The organism is Thalassotalea sediminis, from assembly GCF_030295915.1.
Taxonomy (GTDB): domain Bacteria; phylum Pseudomonadota; class Gammaproteobacteria; order Enterobacterales; family Alteromonadaceae; genus Thalassotalea_C; species Thalassotalea_C sediminis.
Map to the genome: position 1 here is coordinate 359,649 of NZ_AP027361.1, position 20,618 is coordinate 380,266.

General features: G+C 38.7%; 16 protein-coding genes. 9 read left to right on the forward strand and 7 right to left on the reverse strand.

Annotation, left to right across the window (positions count from 1 at the left end):
• Positions 1-110 precede the first annotated feature (110 nt).
• From fadB to QUE09_RS01655, 3 genes are all read left to right on the forward strand, one after another.
• A complete protein-coding gene (fadB, locus tag QUE09_RS01645) occupies positions 111-2,270 on the forward strand; it encodes a fatty acid oxidation complex subunit alpha FadB (protein ID WP_286234465.1) in 2,160 nt (719 codons plus the stop codon).
• Between the two features lie 9 nt (positions 2,271-2,279).
• The gene (gene fadA, locus QUE09_RS01650) at positions 2,280-3,446 is read left to right on the forward strand and encodes an acetyl-CoA C-acyltransferase FadA (RefSeq protein ID WP_286234466.1); all 1,167 of its coding nucleotides are present in this window, start codon (positions 2,280-2,282) and stop codon (positions 3,444-3,446) included.
• Positions 3,447-3,687: 241 nt separating this feature from the next.
• A complete protein-coding gene (locus tag QUE09_RS01655; protein WP_286234467.1) occupies positions 3,688-4,311 on the forward strand; it encodes a DVUA0089 family protein in 624 nt (207 codons plus the stop codon).
• Between the two features lie 56 nt (positions 4,312-4,367).
• Here QUE09_RS01655 and QUE09_RS01660 read toward each other — a convergent pair whose 3' ends face one another.
• From QUE09_RS01660 to QUE09_RS01685, 6 genes are all read right to left on the reverse strand, one after another.
• Entirely contained in the window at positions 4,368-5,579 is a 1,212-nt protein-coding gene (locus tag QUE09_RS01660) for an ABC transporter permease (protein WP_286234468.1), read from the reverse strand.
• Positions 5,569-6,501: an ABC transporter ATP-binding protein gene (locus QUE09_RS01665; protein ID WP_286234469.1), complete on the reverse strand. Its 933-nt coding sequence runs from the start codon at positions 6,499-6,501 to the stop codon at positions 5,569-5,571. The genes QUE09_RS01660 and QUE09_RS01665 overlap by 11 nt, the downstream gene beginning before the upstream one ends.
• Positions 6,502-6,565: 64 nt before the next feature.
• Positions 6,566-7,108, reverse strand: a complete 543-nt coding sequence (locus QUE09_RS01670; RefSeq protein WP_286234470.1) for a GNAT family N-acetyltransferase — start codon at positions 7,106-7,108, stop codon at positions 6,566-6,568.
• Between the two features lie 67 nt (positions 7,109-7,175).
• Positions 7,176-8,096 (reverse strand): manganese-dependent inorganic pyrophosphatase, encoded by a 921-nt coding sequence (locus QUE09_RS01675; RefSeq protein WP_286234471.1) that lies wholly within the window; start codon positions 8,094-8,096, stop codon positions 7,176-7,178.
• Between the two features lie 126 nt (positions 8,097-8,222).
• Positions 8,223-8,957 carry a DUF1194 domain-containing protein gene (locus QUE09_RS01680; RefSeq protein WP_286234472.1) on the reverse strand — a complete coding sequence of 245 codons (735 nt, stop codon included), beginning with the start codon at positions 8,955-8,957 and terminating at the stop codon, positions 8,223-8,225.
• A 285-nt stretch (positions 8,958-9,242) separates the two neighbouring features.
• The gene (locus QUE09_RS01685) at positions 9,243-10,211 is read right to left on the reverse strand and encodes a class 1 fructose-bisphosphatase (RefSeq protein WP_286234473.1); all 969 of its coding nucleotides are present in this window, start codon (positions 10,209-10,211) and stop codon (positions 9,243-9,245) included.
• A gap of 240 nt (positions 10,212-10,451) precedes the next feature.
• Between QUE09_RS01685 and QUE09_RS01690 the strand changes: the two genes are divergently transcribed.
• Entirely contained in the window at positions 10,452-12,857 is a 2,406-nt protein-coding gene (locus QUE09_RS01690; RefSeq protein WP_286234474.1) for a zinc-dependent metalloprotease, read from the forward strand.
• 117 nt (positions 12,858-12,974) lie between these two features.
• Here QUE09_RS01690 and QUE09_RS01695 read toward each other — a convergent pair whose 3' ends face one another.
• Positions 12,975-13,877 carry a DMT family transporter gene (locus tag QUE09_RS01695; RefSeq protein WP_286234475.1) on the reverse strand — a complete coding sequence of 301 codons (903 nt, stop codon included), beginning with the start codon at positions 13,875-13,877 and terminating at the stop codon, positions 12,975-12,977.
• A gap of 102 nt (positions 13,878-13,979) precedes the next feature.
• Here QUE09_RS01695 and QUE09_RS01700 point away from each other — a divergent pair, with 102 nt between their 5' ends.
• The 5 genes from QUE09_RS01700 to QUE09_RS01720 all read left to right on the forward strand — a co-directional run bounded on the left by QUE09_RS01700 (position 13,980) and on the right by QUE09_RS01720 (position 20,496).
• Positions 13,980-15,437, forward strand: a complete 1,458-nt coding sequence (locus QUE09_RS01700; RefSeq protein WP_434017249.1) for an aminotransferase-like domain-containing protein — start codon at positions 13,980-13,982, stop codon at positions 15,435-15,437.
• An 85-nt stretch (positions 15,438-15,522) separates the two neighbouring features.
• Positions 15,523-16,338, forward strand: coding sequence for a mechanosensitive ion channel family protein (locus QUE09_RS01705; protein WP_286234477.1), 816 nt, complete (start codon positions 15,523-15,525; stop codon positions 16,336-16,338).
• Positions 16,339-16,491: 153 nt separating this feature from the next.
• Complete coding sequence (locus QUE09_RS01710; protein WP_286234478.1) at positions 16,492-19,197, forward strand: PAS domain-containing protein; 2,706 nt, start codon at positions 16,492-16,494, stop codon at positions 19,195-19,197.
• Positions 19,190-19,603, forward strand: coding sequence for a response regulator (locus tag QUE09_RS01715; RefSeq protein WP_286234479.1), 414 nt, complete (start codon positions 19,190-19,192; stop codon positions 19,601-19,603). The genes QUE09_RS01710 and QUE09_RS01715 overlap by 8 nt, the downstream gene beginning before the upstream one ends.
• The gene (locus QUE09_RS01720; RefSeq protein WP_286234480.1) at positions 19,603-20,496 is read left to right on the forward strand and encodes a GGDEF domain-containing protein; all 894 of its coding nucleotides are present in this window, start codon (positions 19,603-19,605) and stop codon (positions 20,494-20,496) included. Before QUE09_RS01715 ends, QUE09_RS01720 begins: the two co-directional genes overlap by 1 nt.
• Positions 20,497-20,618 lie beyond the last annotated feature (122 nt).

A 20,618-nucleotide genomic window follows, 5' to 3' on the forward strand; every position in this document is an offset into this window, starting at 1 on the left:
TTTAAAAAATTTGCTTTTCATTTTCTTTCAAGGCACACTCATTCGACTATTATTATTAAACATACGTATAGCGTAGCTATTTTTATTTCATTGTTGTGAGGAGACTAGGCATGTTATTTCAAGGCAAAAGCCTTTCTGCCGAACTACTGGATGCTGGTGTTGTAGAGTTTAAGTTCGACGCCGAAGGTTCAGTAAATAAGTTTGATCAGGAAACCTTTAAAGAATTTATCGCGGTTATCGATGCGATAAAACAATGTAACGACGCCAAAGGGGTATTAGTCACATCAGGTAAATCTAACTTTATTGTTGGTGCTGATATCACTGAATTTCTAGAGACTTTCAAAAAACCTGAAGATGAACTTATTCCTTGGATTAAAAATGGATCAGACGTTTTTGATGCCTTTGAAGATTTAGCTATGCCAACGGTTGTGGCACTAAATGGATTTGCATTAGGTGGTGGTTGTGAAATGTCGTTGGCATGTGATTACCGTATAGCAGATACAACAGTATCGATAGGCTTACCGGAAGTTAAACTCGGTTTAATGCCTGGATTTGGTGGCACAGTGCGTTTACCACGTGTCATTGGTGCTGATAATGCAATTGAGTGGATGTCTACAGGTAAAGCATTTAAGCCAGAACAAGCATTAGCAGTTGGTGTTTTAGATGCTGTTGTCGCACCAGAGCAATTGCGTGTAGCTGCATTAAGCACTTTACATGATGCTATCGCTGGTAAGTTAGATTGGCGAGCAAAGCGTCAACCTAAACTGTCTCCACTTACCCTTTCCCCAACAGAAAAGGTGATGACCTTCAATACCTGTAAAGGTATGGTTGCTGCTAAAGCTGGTAAACATTACCCAGCACCTATGGCAACGATTAATGTTATTGAAGCCGCAGCCGATCTTGATCGTACTGGTGCAATGGCATTAGAGAATGAAGGCTTTGCAAAGCTTGCTAAAACAGATGCTGCTACAGCGCAAATTGGACTATTCCTAGCCGATCAAGTCGTTAAAGGCAAAGCGAAAAAAGCCGGTAAAATGGCAACTAAAAAAGTTGACCGTGCTGCAGTACTTGGAGCAGGAATCATGGGCGGCGGTATTGCTTATCAATCGGCGTATAAAGGCACGCCTATTGTAATGAAAGACATTAATCATGATGCGTTAGACTTAGGTTTAACGACCGCGGCGGGTATTTTAACAAAATTGGCTGACCGTGGTCGCATCAACGCGAAAAAGCTTGCTAGTGTACTGAATAATATTACGCCAACATTAAGTTATGAGGGTGTAAAAGATGCAGATATCGTTGTTGAAGCGGTAGTAGAAAATCCTAAAGTTAAAGGTATTGTCCTTGCTGAAGTAGAAGATGCTGTTTCAGAGGAGACGATTGTTACATCAAACACATCAACAATTTCGATTGATTTACTTGCGCAAAGCCTTAAACGCAAAGATAAATTTTGTGGTATGCACTTCTTTAATCCTGTGCATAAAATGCCGCTTGTTGAAGTTATTCGTGGTAAAGATACCTCCGATGAAACGGTTGCAGCGGTTGTTGCTTATGCCGCTAAAGTGGGAAAATCGCCTATCGTGGTAAATGATTGCCCGGGCTTTTATATTAACCGTGTACTTTTCCCTTATTTTGCAGGCTTTAGCCAATTAGTGCTTGAAGGGGCTGATTTCACTGCTGTTGATAAAGTAATGGAAAAACAATTTGGTTGGCCTATGGGCCCTGCTTACTTATTAGATGTTGTAGGAATTGATACGGCAGATCATTGTACTGGTGTAATGTCTGAAGGTTTCCCAACAAGGATGGCAAAAATTGATAATGATCCGGTAAGTAAACTATACCAAGCAAACTGTTTCGGGCAAAAAAATGGTCATGGCTTCTATGACTACGGTAAAGATAAACGTGGCAAACCGACAAAAGTTGCCTCACAAAATGCCTATCAGCTATTCGCTGTTGAAAAGAAAGACTTCACTAGTGAAGAAATTATTGCGCGCTTGATGGTGCCAATGGTTAATGAAGTTGTGCGTTGTTTAGAGGAAGGAGTGGTAGGTTCTGCCGCCGAAGCTGATATGGGATTAATATATGGTTTAGGGTTCCCACCGTTTAGAGGGGGACCAATTCGTTATTTAGAAACCTTAGGCTTAGATAACTTTATCGCTATGGCAGATAAATATGCCCATTTAGGTGAGATTTACCAAGTTACAGACGGGCTGCGTAGTATGGCAGCTGAAGGTAAATCATATTTTTTCACTGACGTTAAAACTGCCTAGGAGAAGATCATGAAAGAAGTCGTAATCGTCGATTGTATTCGCACCCCAATGGGACGCTCAAAGGCTGGTGTTTTTCGCAATACGCGTGCAGAAACATTATCTGCTCACTTGATGCAACAACTATTGGTTAGAAATCCAAACTTAGATCCAAATGAGATAGAAGACATCATTTGGGGTAATGTTAAACAGACCAAAGAGCAAGGCTTTAATATTGCACGTAATGCACAATTACTTACTGACATTCCAAAACATGTTGGTGCAGTTACTGTTAACCGTTTATGTGGTTCGTCCATGCAAGCTTTACATGATGCTGCAACGAGTATTATGTCAGATCAAGGTGATGTATTTATAATTGGTGGTGTTGAACATATGGGTCATGTACCTATGATGTACGATGTAGATTTTGACCCGGCACTAAGCAAATATATTTCTCGCGCAGCGGGTAATATGGGATTAACTGCAGAATTGCTTGGTCGTCAACATGGTGTAACACGTGAACAACAAGATGCCTTTGGTGCGCGTTCACACCAAAAAGCACATGAGGCGACCATTGAAGGGCGTTGGGCAAATGAAATCGTTGCTACGCAAGGGCATGATTCAGTCACTGGCGCACTTACCATGATCGATTATGACGAGGTGATTCGTCCAGAAACAACCGTTGAAACGTTAGCAGGATTACGCCCAGTGTTTGACCCTGCTAATGGCACCGTTACCGCAGGTACTTCCTCCGCGCTTTCTGATGGCGCATCAGCAATGTTAGTCATGTCAGCAGAAAAAGCGGCTGCGATGGGGTTAACGCCACGCGTTAAAATTCGCGGTATGGGCGTTGCAGGTTGTGATCCGTCAACGATGGGTTATGGACCAGTGCCAGCAACGAAGAAAGCATTAAAACGTGCAGGTCTTTCCATTGAAGATATTCAGTTAGCAGAGTTCAATGAAGCATTTGCTGCACAAGCATTATCTTGTGTGAGAGCGTTGGGTATTGAAGATAAAATGGATGATATGATCAATTTAAATGGTGGTGCTATTGCTCTAGGTCACCCGCTAGGTTGTTCAGGTTCACGTATTTCAACAACGCTTATCAATTTAATGGAAGGTAAAGACGTAAATATTGGTCTTGCAACCATGTGTATTGGCTTAGGTCAGGGTATTGCTACAGTGTTTGAACGCGTTTAGTTTTAAAGCAATACTGATGTAGTTATTGTAATGTTTAGGCCAGCGATTTCGCTGGCCTTTTTCTTTTAAGCTATTGACAAGTAAGCAATAGTGTCAGATTTGTTTACACTTTTGTAACAATGATTTTTTCCTTCTTATTGATATTGCCCTAACTTATTGAAATATAATCGTTATTTTTATTTGGTTTATTTATTGCTAAAGGAGCGACGTTGTAATTAATTTAAGAAAGGAACTTCATAGAATGAAAAAATTTATTTCCACTGCGGCGGCGCTATTGATGAGCTTAACGGCTAATGCAACGCTTATTACTGAATCGTTTACCGGTAACTTTGATAATGACGAAAGTCGTTTTTATATTAGTTTTGATGTTACTACGGACAATTCACTTATTGAGCTAACCAGTTTGGGTTATGCTGGCGGTGTAAATGCAGAAGGAACTACGATTGCTGATGGCGGTTTTGACAGTCAGTTGTTTGTTTTTAACAGTTTAGGTAATCAACTTGCAGCTGATGATGATAGTTCTGCTATCGTATCTGCATCAAGTAATAATAGCTGGGACGCTTTCATATCAATAACGTTAGATGCAGGCTCTTATTTTGCAGTTTTAACACAGTATGATAGTGACTTTCTTTCTGGTGATATCGTAACGGGACTCTGGACAGAGTCACGTACAACAAACTTTGAAGATGCAGACGGCTTCTTGAGAACATCTTATTATGCTTTTGATATTTCAGGTGAAAATTTAACAAATGTTAAGGGTATTGGTCATGAGACGTCACCAATAACAGTACCAGAGCCAGGTACGATAGCATTATTAAGTTTAGCGTTGCTAGGGTTTACAACGCGTAAAAAGTTGACGAAATAGTGAGAACCTAGAAGTGCTAGAGCCTACCCGTAATGAGGTAGGCTCATATTGAAGGGTTATTTAGGCTCTTTTATCATCCACTTAAACATCATACCTACGCTTGGCTCTTTGCCATACATAGTCATACCCATTTTAAACATTCTCGCTGCACCAGATCTCAGCCATGCCGCAAGCGCAATACCTAATGCCAACGATAACAGGGTATGCCATAACGGTACATCGATTAGCGACATTTTTACTGGCATAGCAACAAATGAGGTTAATGGTAGAAAACTTAATAAGCTCATTGCCCAACCAGACGCGTCATCCATTGTCATAAAGACTAATGCAACAGGTAATAATGGTAATAACATCATACTAGTTTTAGCACTATGATTAGGATCATCAATCGCAGCCGCAACAGCGGCGATAAATGCAGTACTGATGTAAATACCCAACAGAGAGAAGATAAACAGCCACGGAATAAACGACCAATCAATCATTGCAAGGTCGATACTTTGATCGTTAATCACTACAGCCATAAAAGCATAACCAATCAAACCTGTAAAGCCTGCGGTGACCATCGCTTTAATTGCATGAAGTAGCTGACCTAAAATCTTCCCGTCGATCCAACTTTGTGCGCTAATACAAGAGTAGAGTTGCTCTGTAACCCGTTGTTGTTTTTCACCGGTTATGCTTGCGAATAGCTGTCCAAAGGAGGTAAAAATACCGACAGCCATGAGTACTATCATGACTATTGCAATGGTATCGCTAACTTCGTCTTCAGATTTAATTGCTTGATCAGCATATTGCTGCGTTATGGAAACAGGTGTTTGTAGTAATAATAACTGGCTAGGCTGTAAGTTTAATTGCTGAGCAACTGTTTGGCGATATTGATTTAATATTTCCGTATTTAAGTTGTTATGCCAACTTTGCTTATCGTTTACGGTTAGTATGAGTTGCTGTTGCTCATCTGAGTTATCTGTGTTTATTGCAATGACAGCGTCATATTTACTCTCTTCTTGCCGTAACAATTCGTAGGCTGAAAGTGAGTTATTTTCGACGTATTCAAAATTAAATTGTCCGGCACTTTGTAATGTTATATTCGGGCTTGCCAATGCTATTTGGTAAATCGTAACGTCATCATTTTTGACTACTTGCCAAAAATACACAACTACAGCAATCGCAATCATGATCAGTTTAGAAATAAGCTCCTGTTTCCATTTGAAAAAGTGCATGAACTCCCAGCAGGTAACGAGCCATACTTGTTTTGATTTGTTAGGCTTCATGTGCAGTCTCTCCATGTTGCTCAATAGCGTCGATATAAATTTGGTGCAGATCTCTTTGTTGACATTGAATGGAAGAGAGAGTGCCCAATTTCGTAAGTTTTTCTGTTACTTGATTTAATTGTTCAGTGTCGGCACAGGCAACTTGCAATTTTGTACTATTTATTTTCACGACTTCGTCTGTAGTAAAAAATTGTGAAATTTTTTCTTGGTCGATCGCATGTATATAACTTGCTACAACTTGATTGTTACTGCCTAATTGCTGTGTAATTTCACCTAATGTGCCATAGAAAACGGCTTCTCCCTTATTCATCAATAATATACGGTCAGCAATTTTTTCAACCATAGCCATTTGGTGTGCACTAAGTAGCACTGTCATTCCCAACTTTTTCAACTCATGTAAAAAGGTAACAACCTTTTCTTGATTGACAGGATCTAAACCTGAAAAGGGCTCATCAAGTATTATCCATTGAGGTTGATGTATAACGGCAGTGATTAACTGTACTTTTTGTTGGTTACCTTTTGATAATGACTTAAGTTGATCGCTTTTGCGTTCGCTTAAATCAAATTTTTCTAACCAAAAGGCAGCCTGTTCTTTGGCATTACCTTTAGTCATGCCATTTAATTGGGCGAAGTAACAAATGTTATCGATGACTGATTTTTCCGGATATAAGCCTCGGTCTTCTGGTAAATAACCTAATGCCCAATTTGGAATGGCGTTATATTCTTTTTCGTTTATTGTTACACGAATCTCGCCGGCATCTGGTGTTGTGAAGCCAGTGAGCATTTTTACTAAAGAAGACTTACCTGCGCCATTAGGGCCTAATAACGCAAAAATTTCTCCGCGATTAACGTTAAAACTTAAGTGATTTACCGCTTTTACAGTAGCGTACTGCTTTAATACTTGATTAACGAGCAACTGCATAAATATCCTTGTCTATAGTTATATCGTTGCTTAGTCGTTATGTATGTATTTTTATTACAAAAAATTAACGTTTTTTATTAACTTGATAATAGGCAACTTGGCAATTAATTAACTGATCTTTGTGGTGGTATGTTTTTATGTAGTGCATACCTAGTTTTTTCATAACATTAATTGATGCAAGATTGTTCTCATCGGCGATAGCACTAAACGTATTGTACCCTAGTTGTAAATGTAAGGACTGCATAACATGTTGGGCAGCTTCAGTTGCATAGCCTTTTCCCCATATATTTCTAAAGAATCTCCACCCAATTTCCAAATTGTCGAATTCTGGCGCAGCTGAAAAAAAATGCATAGGTCTAATGAGTATCCATCCAAGGTATTCATCGTTATCTATATTATTAACTTGCCAAAGTCCGAAACCTTTTTCTGCATTACGATAGGCATTCATGCGGGGAATGAATGTGTGTTTAATCTTCGCTAATGTTGATATTTTACCTCCTGTAATGTATCTCATTACTTGAGGATCTTGATCAAGCAGCCATAAAAGCTCACTGTCGTTTTCATCCATTAATCGAAAAGATAACCGTTTGCTATGTTTAATATCCATGTCAGCCCTTTTAAAAAAGAAAAGCTCAGCGAATACTGAGCTTTCTTGCCTATACTACGCTCTTGCTTTAACTAAAAGACGTTTGTAGTGGTGGCACGACTTGTTTTTTACGAGACAGTACTCCATCAAGCCATACGCGTCCGTCTGTAGATGCTTTATCAAAAGCTTTTGCTGTTAAGTCTTCGTTATCACTTACTACGAGTACTTCAGAGCCTTCTTTCATAATGTCTGTTAACAATAAAAGTACGCTATGACGGTTGCCTTCAGCTTTTAGGGCGGCAATGTCAGCTTCGAGATCTGATTTTATCTCATCAAAAATCGCTAAGTCGATGACTTCTAACTGTCCGATACCGACAAGATGTCCATTCATATCAAAATCTTTAAAGTCGCGTAAAACTAAATCACGGATCGGTGTGCCTTCAACCGCAGATTTTACTTTGAACATTTCCATACCAAGTGCTTGAGGATCTTTAATGCCTGCTATTTCAGCCAATGCTTCAACACACTTAATATCTGCAGTGGTGCAGGTTGGCGATTTAAAAATGACAGTGTCTGATAGAATCGCACACATCATTGCACCCGCAATATTTTTAGGGATTTCGACATCATGAAAGTCGTACATCATCTTAATAATTGTATTAGTACAGCCTACTGGACGGATCCAACATTCAAGTGGCGTAGACGTAGTAATATCGCCTAATTTATGATGATCAATAATCCCTAAAATAGTCGCATCATCGATGTCATCAGGCCCTTGTGTTCGCTCTGAATGATCAACGATATAAAGGCTTTCGCCTGCGTAACTTAATTTAAGCTCTGGTTGCTCAAAGCCAAATTTATCCAAGATAAAGAGTGTTTCAGGTGATAATTCACCTAAACGAGCTGGAACGGTTTCTTCCCCTAGCGCTGTTTTAAGATAAGATAAAGCGATAGCGGAACAGATTGAATCTGAGTCTGGGATCTTGTGACCCACAACATAATTAGGCATAAATATTTCTCTTATGAGCCGATTAATTAGAACTGGCGTTATTTTAGCAAAAATACAAGGACAAAAAAAAGCCGCTTAAGCTATAAGCGACTTTATTCTCGTTATATCGACTAGTTGTTGATGTTTTTAGCTTTGGCGAATGCGCGCTAAACCAACTAATGCTAAACCGAATAATGCTAATGTGCCCGGTTCTGGAACGGTTGCTGAAATTTCTCTGACCAGTTTGCGCTCGATGCCTGCTTGGAAATCAGCAAATGAATCAGCATGTAAATGGAAAGCATTTTGGCCACCAATGACGTTATTTTGGTAATAAGTACCTACACTTGTGCTTTCAATTGTAATGCCGTTGATGGTATCGATACCAGAAGCAAGTGCATTGTCTCTTGCAGCTGTTACACTAGCACCATCATTATTGGTACCGTCTCCAGATACATCAATTACTTGACGTGCAGCATCGTATGTATTTGAATTGAATAGAGATACACCATAGTTAATGGCTGAGCCAATAGCTGTACTGCCACTAAATGCGCGAGTTAAGCCAGCTAATGTATCTGCGAAAGCGATAGCATCAGCTGCGCTATCAATTAATGTCCAATCAATTTGAATAGCTTGTTGTGAATCGCCAGACCACTCTACGTATTGCACGGCAATTTTTCCTTCGTTGCCGGCTTCAATAGCGTTATGAACACTTGTAGAACGAAATGCTTGCTCATAACCTTGTAATTGCAGTACGTATTCGCTTGAATCTACACTACCAGAAACATCTGCTAGCAGCTGTAACTCAAGGTCAACAATCATATTCGCTTGAGAACTCATTGCTGTTGCAGCAAATACTACAGATGTTAATAACTTTTTAAACATGTCCTTATTTTCCTTGTTAATTAAAAGTACATGCGCCCGCAAAGCAATTAACTTGCCATAAGGAAAAAAGTCTTTATTAATATGTGTTTAGAGTGTTTGCACTAATGTACAATGGTGAGAATGTAAAATTATCTGACACATAAAATAAACAAATAATTAACGTAACTTTAATGGTCGGAGAAACTGAAATTCTTTAGTAATGACATGAAGTTGCAGGACAAGCATACGGTTTTGAACCGTATGCTTCATTTTAAAAGCTAAGAAAACAATGCGTTTAGAACAATGTTAATCGTAGTATTTTAAACAGGTATTAACTTCTTCTTTAGAGCCCATAATAACTTCAACGCGTTGATGTATATCTTCAGGCTCAATCTCCATAATACGCCCCTGTGATGTCATTGCTAAGCCTCCTGCTTGCTCAATAAGAAAACTCATTGGATTTGCTTCATACATTAAGCGCAGCTTGAACGGTTTTTCTGGGTTTTTAGTATCGGCAGGGTAAGTAAAAATACCACCTCGTGTTAACACACGATGAATATCACCGACCATTGCAGCTATCCAGCGCATGTTGAAATTTTTACCTCTTGGCCCCGTTTTGCCCGCAATAAGATCATTAATATATTGCTGCATTGGCGGGTGCCAGAAACGTTGATTTGACATATTAATTGCGAACTCTTGTGTTTCCGTTGGCACCTGAACATTGCGTTCTACTAATAAAAAGCCCCCGTGAGTGCGATCTAATACATAAAAATGCGTACCTTTACCAGTTGTCATCACTAACATGGTTGATGGACCATAAAGTACATAACCCGCACATACTTGTTTATGACCCGCTTGTTGGAATTGAGCTGGATCGCCCGCTTCTATATCATTTCTGGCTTCATGAATTGAAAATATGGTGCCGATGAGCGAGTTAATATCAATATTAGAGCTGCCATCTAAAGGATCAAAAGAAACGATAAACTTACCTTCTTTGTCACCAACGACTGAGTTTTCTTCTTCTTCAGAAGAAATAGCTCTTACAAAGCCAGACTCAAGTAATATATCTTTGATCAATTCGTTTGCGACGACATCGAGTTTCTTCTGTACTTCACCTTGAATATTTTCGTCTAATGTCGAGCCAAGTAGTCCACCTAGATGTGCTTGGCTTACGCGGAATGAAATTTCCTTTGAAGCAGCTAATATGGTTTTTATTAGGGAAATGAGATCTAATGGTACATTATCTTCACGTAATGCGGGTGCGAGTCGTTGCATTGTCTTACCTAATTTTTTACAGTATGAGTGGTTAAATTGTATAAAATGTACTTTTTACAATAGGCATGAATGCTTCATCATCCTGTAGTCGCTTTATCATGTTCAATTAACACTACTTGGTTGAGTTTTATTGAAAGTTTTCATGCTTTGTTACGGCGCGATTATAACAAAAATTTCGTAAAGCTTTACAGTTATTTTATCTGCAAAAATAAGGCTTTGCTTCTATTAAAAGAGAAAGAAATGAAAACACTTAAATTTGTTTGTTTACTACTAATTTGTAGTATTTTTTCAGTATGTGCTACCGACTCCATCGAAGCGTTTGTAAAGGGGAAGCAGCAACACCAAGGCTTTTTTACCTTTTACTATGACAAAGAATCTGGAAAAGTCTATGTAGAAATTGAGCAACAGCAAGAGTTTCTATTTCAAAGTGCTATGCCTCATGGCGTGGGCTCTAATGATATTGGCTTGGATAGAGGGCAGTTAGGTCAAACGAGGTTAGTTGCTTTTGAACGCGTAGGTGAAAAAGTTTTGTTAAGACAAAAAAATACCTACTATCGCGCTAATAGTAATAATAAGTTAGAGCAAAAAGCGGTCGAGGAAGCGTTTGCAAGTGCTGTGATTTGGGGCTTTAAAGTGGTTGCTGAAGATAATAATCGTTACTTGATTGATTATACGCCTTTCTTATTGTCCGACATCCATAAGCTCGGCGCCAAATTGAAAGCACGTAAACAAGGTAGTTTTTCTATTGATCGTAGTAGAAGTGCTTTTTATGCACCTAGAAGCAAAGCCTTTGATAAAAATACTGAGTTGGAAGCTACCGTTACATTTAAAGGCACTGGTGCTGGTCGTCATTTAAAATCAGTAACGCCTGATGACAATGTGGTTACGGTAAATTTTCATCATTCACTAATTGCGTTGCCAGATGAACAATACAAGACTCGCGAATTTCATCCTTACAGTGGCTTTTGGGCACATAAATATGCTGATTATGCATCAGCTATTGAAGAGCCGTTAGTCAAGCGTGTAATTAATCGACATCGACTTGAAAAAAAGCAACCACTTGCAAGCATTAGTGAAGCTAAAGAGCCAATTATCTATTATCTTGATCCCGGTGTACCTGAGCCTATTAAGAGTGCATTAATTGAAGGGGCTATGTGGTGGAATCAAGCGTTTGAAGCAATAGGCTACCGCAATGCTTTTCAAGTGAAAATGCTGCCTGCAGATGCAGATCCAATGGATGTTCGCTTTAATGTAATTCAATGGGTCCATAGAGCAACACGTGGCTGGTCGTATGGTTCATCAGTTATAGACCCACGCACAGGCGAGATCATTAAAGGGCATGTAACACTTGGTTCGTTAAGAGTGCGTCAAGATTACTTAATTGCGTTAGGACTTACATCACCATTTAGTAGTAAAAGTGTCGATACAACGCCGATGAAAGAAATGGCACTAGCGAGAATTCGTCAACTATCGGCTCATGAGGTGGGGCATACATTGGGCATAGCACATAATTTTGCGGCAAGTACAAACGATCGCGCTTCGGTCATGGATTACCCTCATCCGTATATTCAATTGAAAAGCGGAGAAATAGATTTGTCGCAGGCTTATGACGTTAACATTGGCTCATGGGATAAACATGTTATTGCTTATGGATATCAAGATACTGGCGCCACAAATGAACAACAATATTTAGCTAAGGTTATCGCAGACGCACAACAAAAGTCACTAAGGTATATGTCTGACGCAGATGGTAGACCTAAATCAGGCGGGCACCTTTACGCGCATTTATGGGATAACGGTAATGATCCTGTTGATGAGTTAATCAGAGTATTAGCTATTCGTAAAAAGGCACTGTCTACTTTTGGTATTCATAGTATACCTTTTGGCACACCTTTAGCTGAGATAGAACAAGTATTAGTACCTATTTATAACTTTCATCGCTATCAAGTTGAAGCGGCAGCAAAGGTGGTTGCAGGCATTAACTATTCATACCAAGTTAGAACGCTCAACTTCAATAATACGTTAAAGGTTGTAGAAGGCCGCAAGCAACAACATGCTATAGAACAACTGCTCCTAACATTATCACCTGCTGTACTTACATTGCCGAAACATATCGTTGATATTATTCCGCCGAAAGCTTATAGCTATTACCGTGATAGAGAGAGCTTTTCTAGCCAAACCGGCTTGGCGTTTGATCCTGTTACTGCCGCAGAAGCAAGTGCAAAACATACGATTGATTTACTATTAAATAAATCTCGTTTGGCAAGGTTAGCGCAGCAATCGGCAATAGATAGCGCAATACCTTCACCAGCGATGCTGCTAAAACAACTCATTGAAGCGACAATAAAACAACCAGCTCAATCAGGTCTCGATTTATTAGTGCAGCAACGTGTTAATAGACTTGTGGTAAATAAGTTAGCTCAATTATGGCAACAAAAGCAGATTGCAACAGAAGTAAAGTCTGAAGTCTTTGTGGTGTTAAATGAACTGTCTCAATGGTTAGATGCGCGTAAAACTGATAGCAGTGCATTATCTGGGCAATATTTTTTAATGTCGTCGCAAATTCCTCAATACCTTGCACATAAACTAAACGTGCCAGAAAATACGGTAGCTAAGTTACCGCCAGGTTCTCCCATTGGCCAATAATTGATGTCGGTATATAGAAATAAAAGGCGACTTAAGCGGAAGGAATTTACTTAAGTCGCTGTGCGCGTGCACAAAGAAGTTTTATTTTCTAATTGGCTTACACCTTGGTAACTATGGTTAAGCGACCGCGGGCGCTTTTCGGGTAATTAGCTTTGGTTTTATAATCAGTACGATGTTGCCTGCCATAATGGCTGTAAAACCCGCAATGGTGTAAATATCCCAAACGAAACCTTCAAATAACGTCGCGATACATACAGCAACTGCCGGGAATAAAATGTTGGCATATGAGGCTTTGTGGGCTCCTATTCTTGTTAATAATGTTAGGTAACAGCCAAAAGCGATCACTGACCCAAACAATGATAGATAGAGTAATGAACTAACGTATGTTACTGACCAATCACAGGTAAATGACTTCCCTTGAAGTAACAAAACAATGGACATAAAGAGAGCGCCATATCCCATTGCCCAAGCATTTGCTGGCATGATTGCAAGACCGTCTTGTTGGTTTTTAATGGAAAGCATATTGCCGAAAGAAGCAGATAAAGTACCGACAAGGCAAAGTAAGAAGCCGACAATGGTTTTATTTGTTAGTGATAGCTCACTCGCTTGAGGCCAGAATAAAATAACAATGCCGAGTAATCCAAGAAATCCACCGAGATAAACCGATGTATCTACGCGCGTACCAAAAAATAGCCTAGCATTACCGATGTTCATTATCATCAGTGTTGAAAATGCAATACAGCTTAATGCTGAATTAATCATGGTTTGTGCATTGTATAGGAAGTAATAATTGACACTAAATAAGCAGATACCAAACAACGCGAGTTGTACGTGCTGACGCACCGTGAATCGTAGATTTTGCTTTTTAAACGCGCAATATATAAAGATCATTAACGAAGCAATCGCATAACGATAAACAACAGACGCCTCTGGGGTTACGTTTCCCAATTGTAGGCTGATGGCATACCAAGTGGATCCCCATATTAATACTGTAATTGCGTACAAAATATAGTTGTTCATTTTATGTTGTCGTTAGGCGAAATATGCTAGACAGTTTATCGACTCTTTGTTTTAATACCATATACAAAAAAGAGAAAATGGAACCTATACAGTTTGAGGCTCGTGAATCGTTCTGCACCTGAATTCTTGTATCAACAAGTCATCGACTTTGTTGAAAAACAAGCCAAAAATGGTGCGCTTCGCCCAGGGGATAAATTGCCAAGCTTGCGTAAACTAGGGCAACAATTTGGCATTAGCGTACCGACGGTTAAACAAGCTTATGTGGAACTTGAACGTCAAGGGACTATATCTGCTCGCCCACAGTCGGGGTATTATTTGAACGCGAAACATGCGCGTACTTTACAACCAATGCGCGCTAAATGGGCACAGTGCCAACCCGTTGAAGTTTCATGTCGCAGTCTAATTGAACAGGTATATGATGCTGTGCATGTACCTGGTACTACTGCGCTTGGTATCTCAAACCCTGTGAATGCACATCCACCAGACAAAACGTTAGCAAGGTTGATGAGAACCGTACTGACGAGGACAGCTGAAAAGGCCGTGAGTTACGGACCTGTTAACGGTGATCCAAAGCTTAGGTTAACACTTGCCCTGAGGTATCAAGAATTAGGCGTAGATGTTAATCATCATGACATGGTGATCACGAATGGTGCGCAAGAAGCGCTATCAATCGCCTTACAATGTGTGGCGAATAAAGGGGATATTATTGCGGTAGAATCCCCATGTTATTTTGGTTTAATTGAGCTGATTGAAAGCTTAGAAATGAAAGCTCTGGAAGTCTATACTTGTACCGAAGATGGGGTCTGTATTGATGAATTAGAAAAAGTTTTAAATAATCACCCAGTAAAAGCGTGCTTATTCGCGACGGCAATAAATAATCCACTTGGATCATTTATGCCAGAGTCTGGACGTCAAAGGTTAGTAAAGCTGTTAGAGTCTCGAGATATCCCATTGATAGAAGATGATGTATATAGTGACTTATATTTAACTGAAAACAGACCTGTACCGGCACAATATTACTCTGAAAAAGGGTTGGTAATGACGTGCTCTTCATTTTCGAAAACAGCGGCGCCAGGTTATCGTGTCGGCTGGCTGATCCCAGGGAAGTTCGAAGAAACTGCTAAGCGTATTAAGCGAGCGCAGTCGTGTTCAACATCAATGCTTCAACAGTGGACGTTAACGGATTATTTATTAAGTGGTGATTATGATCGACATTTACATGTGTTGAGGAAAATACTCCGCTACAATCGCGAACGTATGATTGATTTAATTGCTAAACATTTTCCTCCAGAAACCTGTATCTCGATGCCTCAAGGTGGCAGTGTATTGTGGGTGAGGTGTCGTTCAGTTGTTGATACGAGCTATATATTTAGGCAGGCTATTTCCCATGGCATTAGTTTTGCTCCTGGACAAATATTTTCTCCATCAGGCAAATACCAACATTATATGCGTATTAGCTTTGGCGTTAAATGGAGCGACGATATTGATAAGGCTATAGAGAAACTGGGTGAATTAGTGTGTGCCTATACCGCAACCAACAGCGAACGTGTGCAACAATAAATAACACAAAGTTGGTGTTATTTATTGAACTTTTCTCGGTGATAAACCAAGTACTTGATGAAACTCTCTAATATAAGGTACCTAAATGGAATTTATTTTTGATAACAAGTTACTCGTGTCAGCAGCATTAGTGATTTTTGTTATTCCTATAAAAATAGCAATAAGTCGTCTTATTCGTCGTCGATATAAGCGTAAAGGTCTAGATAAGCGTTATGTTGTAAATAATATTAAGAACCTTCTTAACTTATTAGTATTTATAACATTAATGATCTTATGGGGTGATGAATTACAGCATTTTGCGTTATCTATTGCAGCATTTGTTGTTGCCATCGTTATCGCAACAAAAGAAATTATCCAATGTATTATTGGTTTTATCTACCTCTCAAGTAGCACGCCTTTTAGAATTGGTGATTGGATTCAAATAGATGATTTTACTGGCGAAGTTACTGAAACAGATTGGGCAAAAGTAACCTTACTTGAAGTTAATTTAGCTAACTATTCTTATACTGGTCGAAGTGTATTTTTACCCAATACGCAATTAATGTTACAACCGATTAAAAACCTAAATTATATGAAGCGTTACGTAAATCATTCATTTTCCGTGGTTTGTGATGATGCAGCGCATTTACCAGAGGATATTCAAGCGCAACTACTCAATAATGCTATTCAATACTGTTCTGGTTTTAATGACGTAGCAGAAAGGTATAACGCTTTGATTGAGAACCGATTAGAAATTAAAATTCCAGGCCCAGCGCCTAGCGTTAAAATGTCGACAACAGATATTGGTAAAGTAAAAATATCGTTTACATTATTCTGCCCAACACACGAAGCAATTAAGATAGAGCAGCAGCTCACTAGAGATTTTTTTGTCATGAGTTTACCTGCCAAGGCAGCGAAATAAGTAGCATATTGTCGATTCGATAACTGTGTTAGTTTATTGGCCACGTTTTCATTTCCAAATGGGCGTGGCCTCGCTTTTTTTTATATGTGCTAACCTAATCATAAAGGCTCAGAGCTTAACTGAGCATACTTCTTGTAGGCTAGGATGTCGCGCATGGAAACCAATACCTTATCGTCTTTCTTTCGTGGCGATTATATGCCACACGGCCATTGTTATTTATGGCAACCACATATTCTTTGGACTAATGTCATCTCAGATTTTTTAATTGCTGTGGCTTACTTTTCGTTGCCTGTTGCAATTATGCTATTTTCAGCAAAAAGACAAGACATTGGATTTCGTGGCGTATTTGTCTTGTTTAGCTTGTTTATATTGTTTTGTGGTATCACTCACGTATTTGGTATTTTGACAATATGGCATGGTATATACGGCATACATGGCGTCAGTAAGGCCATTACAGCATTAGTCTCCGTGATTACGGCTGTATATGTATATAAGCTAATGCCGACAGCAATAACATTACCCACGATTGCTCAATTTGAAGACGTAAAAGAACAACTAACTGCAAATAAAGCTACCGTTGATGAACTTGAATCTCAGTTGGTAAACCAGAAATTAGTGCAATTTATTTTAAATAGTATTCCTGTCAGCACATTAATGTTAAATAACAGGCATCGTATTGTTTTTTATAATCAAACCTTTACCGAAGAATACAATGATTACATTCATTGTGAAGCGTTGGGCTTATCCCTTTTTGACTTTGTATCGCTTGAGCATGATATTCATTGTGACGTCGAGACATTTTTAGCGAGCCATAAATATACGAATAATGAAAAGCTAGTCGTAAATGGCACTATTCCTCAAGAAAACGGTGAAGTTGTACCTATTGAATTGTCATTGGATAAAGCTGAGTTTGAAGGGGAGTTTGTTACACTCATCGCCATTAAGAATTTAACTGCATTTACCGAGATCAAACAAGAGCTTGTTGAATCTCACAATCGTTTAGAGCGGGCAATTTCTGCGACAGAAGATGGTATCTGGGAGTGGGATGTCGTCAATGATCGGGTGGAATATTCACCAAAGCTTATGGAGTTGATTGACAAAGAAGAGATTAAAACTCCCTGTTTTCAAGATTGGTTTTCACACATTCATCCTGATCATCAAAGTGCGGTTCAACAAGCGATTGAACAACACTTTATTGATAAAAAACAATATGCTGTTGAATATTTAGGCGTGGGAAAAAATCAGAAATATAGTTGGTTCGTCAGTGTTGGAAATAGTACGTTTGACGCCGAAGGAAAGCCGCTCATCATGTCTGGCTCTTTACGTAATATAGATGCACTTAAAAAGTTAGAGCGGCTTAATCAAGAACAAACGGATTTTTTAAATACGATTTATTATGGTTCTAGACATGCAATTTGGGTGTTAACTGTGATGAAGGATGGCGACTTCAGATACGAACAATTTAATGACACCGCCTGTGCTTGGACAAATACAACACAAGAGCACGTAATTGGAAAAAGTTTAACAGCGCTTACAGGTGATATATTTCCTGAATCAGTTGCCAAGAAAGTGAGGTTTAATTACGAAAAATGTGTAGACACTAAATCGCCGGTCGATTTTGTAGAGAGTTACGAGTTTGATAATGAGCCTTTGTGGTATAGCACTACACTCTATCCAATACTTGATGCTAATAACCAAGTGGCAACTATTGTGGCAACAGCAATAGATGTTACGCAACAGAAGCGTAGCGAAAAAGCACTGGAAGAGAATCAAAGCTTCTTGCAAACAATAATAAACTCAACTGTTTGTGGACTCTATTTGTTTGATGTTACCAAAAACACCAATATAACTGTTAATCAAAGATATACCGATTTACTTGGTTACACTATCCATGACATAAACGCAGAAAAAGACTTTTTGAAACTCTTTCACCCTGAGGATCTTGAACAAGTACAGGGACACATCAGTAGTGTTATTAATGAACAAAATAATAACCTGATACCCATAACATATCGCTTCAAGCATAAAGATGGTCATTGGGTTTGGTGCTATTCCGTCGATTGTATTGTAAAGCGTGATGAAACAGGCGCACCACAAATTATGTTGGGTACCTTTGTTGATATTACCGAACAAACGTCATTGCTACAAAAGCTTAAAGAATCAAATGCGTATTTAGAGCGTTTTGCCTTTGTTGCTTCTCATGATTTACAAGAGCCACTTAGAAAAATAATCGCCTTTTCGCGCTTATTACAAGAGCGCTTGTCGGCGGTATTTGAAAAAGATGAAGAGGCTAATTATGAGCTAACACGCCTTGTGAATGCCGCTGAACGTATGCAAACCATGATAAAAGACATATTGAAGCTATCGCGTATCAATACTACCGCGATTAATATTATTAAATGCGATTTAACATCCATCATTAACGATGCTAAAGATAGGCTGTCATTTCTTATTGAACAAAAAGATGTGGTTATTAACGTCACAACTGAACCTGTTGATTTATATGCGGACCCTGCTCTGTTGACACAAGTCTTTCAAAACTTGATTGCTAATGCGATTAAGTTTGCGAAAATTGGTCAACAACCTATCATTAATATTAGTTTAAAAGAAATCAGCGAAAGTACAGTAATCACAGTGGCTGATAACGGTATTGGCATTAAAGAGCAATATTTTACACAAATATTTGAGCCTTTTAGAAAGTTACATTCTATCAGTGAATACGAGGGCAGTGGCATTGGATTAGCAATTTGTCAGCAAATATTGAAAGTCCATGAAGGGCACATCAGTTGCGACAGTGACCAAGAACAAGGCACTACGTTTACCTTATCTCTGCCTAAGCAAGGAGCTAAATATGTCTAAGTTGGTATTAGTTGAAGATGACGACGACGATATCTACTTTTTTAAATCTGCCTGCCAAAATGCCTCGCAACCGCTCGAACTTATTGTGTTACGTGACGGCGTTGAGTTCGTGGAATATGTAAAACATCACCCCGTTCATAATACCTTGTTCCTGCTCGATCTAAATATGCCTAAATTAAGCGGATTTGAAGCGCTTGAAAGTATTAATGAGCATGAAAAATTTAAACAAATGTTAATCATTACATACACCACATCATCAAGTGATCGTGATATAAATAAAGCGTATGAACTCGGCGCTAAGTCGTATTTACTTAAACCTAATTCTGTTTCAGATATTCAGCATTTGATTAAGCAAGTTACACAATATTGGTTTGAGTTGAATAACTGCCCAGAAGAGGTCAGTTGATGAATAGGTTTGTCGTATGTTTACTTGAAGATTGTCTCGAAGATCAATATTTGTTAAAGAGTAAACTTAGTAACTCTCAGAAACATCTTTTTCGTGTTCAATGTTTTACTACGATAGCTTCATTAGCCAATTCAATTAATTTACTTGAACCTGATGTATTGGTTGCAGATTTAAACCTACCTGATAGTCAAGGACTAGACACATTAATAAAAATTAAAGGTATTGCCAAAAATATACCCATAGTCGTCTTAACGGGCAGTGATGAAGATATAGCGATAAAAGTAATTCAACTTGGCGCACAAGATTATTTACGAAAAGATGAGCTTTCTACTGAGCTTATTACACGAACTCTTTTATTTTCACGAGAACGTCATTTACTGCAAGCCGCGCTAGAAGAGCAGGCTATCCGCGATAAATTAACTCAGTTATACAATCGTGAAGCATTTGATGAACAGTTTGCAAATAAATATGAAAATTATGTGCGTTATCAACAAAAGTTTGCGCTCATATTTATTGATCTTGATAATTTTAAGCCAATAAATGATGAGTATGGTCACACAGTTGGTGATCGCATACTGCAGTTAGTCGCTGCGCGTTTAAGAATGTTTAACCGAGTAACGGATACAATTGCTCGAATTGGAGGAGATGAATTTGTCATTTTAGCACCTAATATTGATAACCATGATGATCTGACATTATTTATTAATGCCAAAAAGCAAAAATTGTGTGGCGTTTATGCTTTAGAATCTGCGAAAGGTACCTTGCTAGAGCTAAAAGTAAGCATGAGTTTTGGTGGTGCGGTAATGGGGATAGATGGAGAGGATAAAAAAACGTTATTTGATAAAGCTGATTCGAAAATGTATATCGCTAAACGTGATGAAAAGTCTTCTTAAAATTTTCTATGAATATAGTTTTTACCTAACGTTTACACGGTAAAGCGAAAAATTTGACGTTAAAAAATGATCAGAATGTTACTTTGATAAATAAAATTTATTAAACTGATAAAAAGTAACTA

What these genes read in the sequence shown, in the direction of transcription:
- QUE09_RS01655 (WP_286234467.1), top strand. Translation starts at nt 3,688, where the DNA reads ATGAAAAAATTTATTTCCACTGCGGCGGCGCTATTGATGAGCTTAACG.
- QUE09_RS01660 (WP_286234468.1), bottom strand. Translation starts at nt 5,579, where the DNA reads ATGAAGCCTAACAAATCAAAACAAGTATGGCTCGTTACCTGCTGGGAG.
- QUE09_RS01705 (WP_286234477.1), top strand. Translation starts at nt 15,523, where the DNA reads ATGGAATTTATTTTTGATAACAAGTTACTCGTGTCAGCAGCATTAGTG.
- QUE09_RS01670 (WP_286234470.1), bottom strand. Translation starts at nt 7,108, where the DNA reads ATGGATATTAAACATAGCAAACGGTTATCTTTTCGATTAATGGATGAA.
- QUE09_RS01675 (WP_286234471.1), bottom strand. Translation starts at nt 8,096, where the DNA reads ATGCCTAATTATGTTGTGGGTCACAAGATCCCAGACTCAGATTCAATC.
- QUE09_RS01695 (WP_286234475.1), bottom strand. Translation starts at nt 13,877, where the DNA reads ATGAACAACTATATTTTGTACGCAATTACAGTATTAATATGGGGATCC.
- QUE09_RS01680 (WP_286234472.1), bottom strand. Translation starts at nt 8,957, where the DNA reads ATGTTTAAAAAGTTATTAACATCTGTAGTATTTGCTGCAACAGCAATG.
- QUE09_RS01685 (WP_286234473.1), bottom strand. Translation starts at nt 10,211, where the DNA reads ATGCAACGACTCGCACCCGCATTACGTGAAGATAATGTACCATTAGAT.
- QUE09_RS01715 (WP_286234479.1), top strand. Translation starts at nt 19,190, where the DNA reads ATGTCTAAGTTGGTATTAGTTGAAGATGACGACGACGATATCTACTTT.
- QUE09_RS01665 (WP_286234469.1), bottom strand. Translation starts at nt 6,501, where the DNA reads ATGCAGTTGCTCGTTAATCAAGTATTAAAGCAGTACGCTACTGTAAAA.
- fadB (WP_286234465.1), top strand. Translation starts at nt 111, where the DNA reads ATGTTATTTCAAGGCAAAAGCCTTTCTGCCGAACTACTGGATGCTGGT.
- fadA (WP_286234466.1), top strand. Translation starts at nt 2,280, where the DNA reads ATGAAAGAAGTCGTAATCGTCGATTGTATTCGCACCCCAATGGGACGC.
- QUE09_RS01710 (WP_286234478.1), top strand. Translation starts at nt 16,492, where the DNA reads ATGGAAACCAATACCTTATCGTCTTTCTTTCGTGGCGATTATATGCCA.
- QUE09_RS01720 (WP_286234480.1), top strand. Translation starts at nt 19,603, where the DNA reads ATGAATAGGTTTGTCGTATGTTTACTTGAAGATTGTCTCGAAGATCAA.
- QUE09_RS01690 (WP_286234474.1), top strand. Translation starts at nt 10,452, where the DNA reads ATGAAAACACTTAAATTTGTTTGTTTACTACTAATTTGTAGTATTTTT.